General features: G+C 54.7%; 4 protein-coding genes. All 4 read right to left on the bottom strand.

The window, feature by feature from the left end; genetic code table 11:
- Nucleotides 1–143 precede the first annotated feature (143 nt).
- Nucleotides 144–872: a 3'-5' exonuclease gene (locus tag I656_RS00385; protein WP_033006931.1), complete on the bottom strand. Its 729-nt coding sequence runs from the start codon at nucleotides 870–872 to the stop codon at nucleotides 144–146.
- A complete protein-coding gene (locus tag I656_RS00390) occupies nucleotides 865–1917 on the bottom strand; it encodes a DUF294 nucleotidyltransferase-like domain-containing protein (protein ID WP_015374638.1) in 1053 nt (350 codons plus the stop codon). Before I656_RS00390 ends, I656_RS00385 begins: the two co-directional genes overlap by 8 nt.
- A gap of 17 nt (nucleotides 1918–1934) precedes the next feature.
- Complete coding sequence (locus I656_RS00395; protein WP_020756901.1) at nucleotides 1935–3236, bottom strand: ammonium transporter; 1302 nt, start codon at nucleotides 3234–3236, stop codon at nucleotides 1935–1937.
- A 175-nt stretch (nucleotides 3237–3411) separates the two neighbouring features.
- Entirely contained in the window at nucleotides 3412–3819 is a 408-nt protein-coding gene (locus I656_RS00400; protein WP_015374636.1) for a VWA-like domain-containing protein, read from the bottom strand.
- Nucleotides 3820–3951: the final 132 nt, after the last annotated feature.

Raw genomic sequence — 3951 nt, 5'->3', positions numbered from 1 at the left:
TTTTTTTTTCGTTCAGCCGATGCCCTAGGCCAAAACGACATTGATCCTGTAAAATCAACTCTTTGTTCACGGCGAACTCGATCGCTTGGCGAACAATGACCATTCTCCACCAACCTTCCAGCCCTCTGCCCTGCCTAGGAGCGTCAGTGGCGGCTGAGCGCCGCGTACAAATCGTGCAACGTATCGATGCCGCGCCCGTGAAGCTCCTTAAGCAAAATCGCCCATAGCTTCGTCATCGCTTCGACATCGCCGTCGGCCGTATGGCGGCGCGGGCAACGGATGCCGTAACAAGCTAACGCATCGTCAAACGTCGGGCACGAATGGCCGATCAGCGTCATCATCGGCTGCAAGTCAAGAAATCGTCCGCTCCATTTTTGCCGATAATGACGCCAAAGGGCATGGCGCAAAAACGCCAAATCATGACCGATATGATAGCCAATTAAGACGCCGGCGGCAATAAACGGCACAAACGTGCGCAGCGCCTCGGCAAGCGGCGGAGCGAACACCACATCCTTCGCCTCAATGCCGGTCAAGGCGGAAATATGTTCCGGAATCGGCTTTTCCGGCTTGACGAGCGTCATGTACGCATCGGTCACGACTCCTCCAACCGTTTTCGCCGCCGCCATGGCCAAAATTTCATCGCCTTGCTCCGGGGAAAAGCCGGTCGTTTCCATATCGATGATGACAAACGGGATGTCAGTCAAACGGTCATGCCAATCGATGATGTGCTGTTTTTCCTTTTGCAGCGAGCGAAGCCATGTTTCCTGTTGCAGCGAATGGTCATGCCCAAATAAGGCGGATGATGCCTCGCGCGGAACGCCGAGCGACAACAAGCGGAGCGCCCGCTGCCAAAAACGGTGCCGCTCATGCATGAATGTTAGCCACCCGCCGGGCGACAAAGCGCTGCAACCGTTTTGCGGTGCGCATCGCTTGCTTCAGCTGCTTTTGCTCTGTCCGCTCAAGCGTCCGCCATAACACATATTCACGCCCGTCCCCCGCCTCGGTGCTGTACTTAAGACGAATCGAATAGTAAACAGACAGCGCCTCGCAAACGGCGGCGGAAAGCGGCGCCGTCAATACGCCAGCCGCCTCAAGCGTCCGTCGCCGCTCAGCCGTGTCCGCCGCCGGGACGCGCGCAAAACAGGCCAACCATTTTAAGGCATTGGTGAGCTGCACGTAGCCGCTTTGTTTCATATGAACGGCCCCGCTGTGCGGCCCCCATCGCTCCGTTTGCACGTTGCCCAGCCAACCGAGCGGAACCGGAGGAAATTGAACGTGCTCCCCCATGCGCGCCAACAGCGGCGGCCGTTTGGCCACCGCCGAAAACAGCATCCTCCTGCCCTCCTCAGCCAATTCCGTCTCGCCATAAAGCGGACGCATATCCATCGCGATCAACAAAAAGCGAATGTCGTTCGGCCACCCGCTGTCTAAATAGGAAGAAAGTTGTTGCTCCCAACCGCGGACCGACTGCGCCCACCGCTTGTTCGTCGCCATCACGTAACCGGAGCAGTAGGGATACCCAGCCTCATGCAACATGTCCACCCCAACCGCCGCCATATGGCGGATGAATTCATAACAAGCCGCCTCCTCTTCCTCAGGACAGTCGAATAAAATGCCGTGGTCCTGGTCCGTCCAAATCGTCGGCTCCCGTCGGCCGATGCTTCCCATCACATACCAGCACCACGCCGGGGGACGAATGCCGACCGACCGTTTCATCGTCTCCCGCTCCGCAAGGAAAAACGCGCGGCGAAGGATGGCTTCATGCACGCAAACGACGTCGCCTGCAAGCTGCTTCATTTGTTCAGATGCTAGACAGCGCCGCAGTTCGCGCGCCAGTTCATCATGACAAAAACGAAGTTCGGCGGCCGACTCGGCTTGGTTGAGCCGCTCGACCACCTTTGCCGCCAACGATTCCATCACCTTTCCCCTCCTGGCTACTGCTGGGCGAGGGTCTTGGGCTGATACGCCGGATCGAGCTGTTCCGGATAGCCATAAGAACCGTGCTCGCTAATATCAAGACCTGAAATTTCTTGTTCCGCCGTGACACGCAGCCCGATCGTTTTCTTCAGGGCATATAAGATGACAAACGAAACAGCAGCGACATACACCGCAGCGCCGAGCACCCCGACCGTTTGCACAATCAGCTGATCAAATCCGCCGCCGTAAAACAGTCCAGCCTTCCCGATGCCCGTGATCTCGACTAAACGCGGCGAGGCGAAAAACCCGGTTGAAATCGTGCCAATAATGCCAGCGACACCATGGACGGAAAAAGCATAAATCGGATCGTCAATCCCTTTGCGTTCAAAGTAGATGGATGTCCAGAACGTAAACGACCCCGCCACTGCACCGATCACAACCGCCGCCCACGGTTCGACGAACGCGCACGCGGCGGTAATGGCAACCAAAGCCGCGAGCACGCCGTTGACCATCGCTGGAATGTCCGCTTTGCCGACCAAAATTTTCGCCGTCACAATCGCGGCGATCGCTCCCGCCGCGGCGGCCAAATTCGTCGTCAGCGCGACATAGCCGAAAAATCCGTCGCCAACCGCCATCGTGCTGCCAGCGTTAAAGCCGAACCAGCCGATCCATAAAATCAATCCGCCAATGACCGTATATACTTGGTTATGCCCAGGAATGACGTTTGGAGTCTTATCTTTATTGAACTTGCCGATGCGCGGCCCAAGCAAAATGGTAGCCACGAGCGCCGCAATCGCGCCTTGCAAGTGGACAACGGTCGAACCAGCGAAATCTTGCATTCCCATTTTCCCAAGCCAGCCGCCGCCCCACACCCAATGGCCGATCACCGGGTAAATGGCGATCGTAAAAATCGTGCCGAAAAGAAAATAAACAGACAGTTTCGCCCGCTCAGCGAAGCCGCCCCAAGCGATGGCCAGCGACACGCCGGCAAAGCCGAGCTGGAATAAAAATTTGAGCTCGAGCGGCACATTCGCCCACGACAACGAGTCAAACGTTCCTTTTCCTTCTTTTAAAAACCATCCTTCCGTCCCGATGAAGCTATTCCCAGCCCCAAACGTAATCGCAAAGCCGAACGCCCAAAACGCCAATGAGGCGATGGCAAAGCTTAAAATTTGTTTGCCAGCCACATGCCCGGAGTTTTTCATGCGCGTTGATCCAGCCTCAAGCAAAGCAAACCCTGCCTGCATACCGATGACGAGCACCGCCGAAAGCATGACCCAGAGGGCATCCAGCCCAAGCGTCAACGTTTTTTCATCCATTTACGCATCCCCCTTTTTGTTATTTATCATTCCTTTTATATGTCATAATATATAACACAAATACACCAAAAGCAATGTCTGTTTTTGGTTGTAATCGGTTTCATTCACAAAAAACTTGTTAAATTTCCTGACAAAAAGAGAATGCCCTTCATCACGAAGGGCATTCCTCACAGTGTTACGCCACGCGAATCGGCTTGCCAAACGGCACGCGCGGCATATAATCGTCCGGCACAAGCCAAAACACTTCATAGTCGACTTCGAGTTCTTCATAAAAATAGCCGGTTACATCGGTGATGTAAAACAACGTATCGATTTTTTGCGCAGCGGCCCATTCCAGCACTTCGGTGTACGACGATTTCCCGTGCTTGAAATATTGAATCGTCGCCACGCCAACCGGAGATACATCGCGAATTTTAAAATCCGCTTGGACGAGCAGCGTGTCCGGGCGCAGCTTTTCAAACAGCTTCACAATGTTTTGAATGAGCATTGGCCGCTCCGGACGGTTTGATGTGTCGATCGCCAACGCGATGGAATGGTCTTTCCGCTCTTTGAGCAACGCCAATAAAGCCCGCTGCCATCTCACGATGATCATCCCCCTTATATCGGTGAATCGCCGTGCGCACTACTAGTATAGACGACGATGGGGGAAAGTACGAACTGTTTTTCTTTCCTTTTTCCCCTCCCGTTCGCATAGCGGTATTGTCAAAAGTTTATC

Origin of the sequence: Geobacillus sp. WSUCF1, assembly GCF_000422025.1 — a bacterium.
GTDB classification, from domain to species: domain Bacteria; phylum Bacillota; class Bacilli; order Bacillales; family Anoxybacillaceae; genus Geobacillus; species Geobacillus zalihae.
The sequence above is the reverse complement of the archived record's forward strand: the minus strand, read 5'-3'. Positions and strand labels throughout refer to the sequence as shown.

What these genes read in the sequence shown, in the direction of transcription:
- I656_RS00385 (WP_033006931.1), bottom strand. Translation starts at nt 872, where the DNA reads ATGCATGAGCGGCACCGTTTTTGGCAGCGGGCGCTCCGCTTGTTGTCG.
- I656_RS00390 (WP_015374638.1), bottom strand. Translation starts at nt 1,917, where the DNA reads ATGGAATCGTTGGCGGCAAAGGTGGTCGAGCGGCTCAACCAAGCCGAG.
- I656_RS00395 (WP_020756901.1), bottom strand. Translation starts at nt 3,236, where the DNA reads ATGGATGAAAAAACGTTGACGCTTGGGCTGGATGCCCTCTGGGTCATG.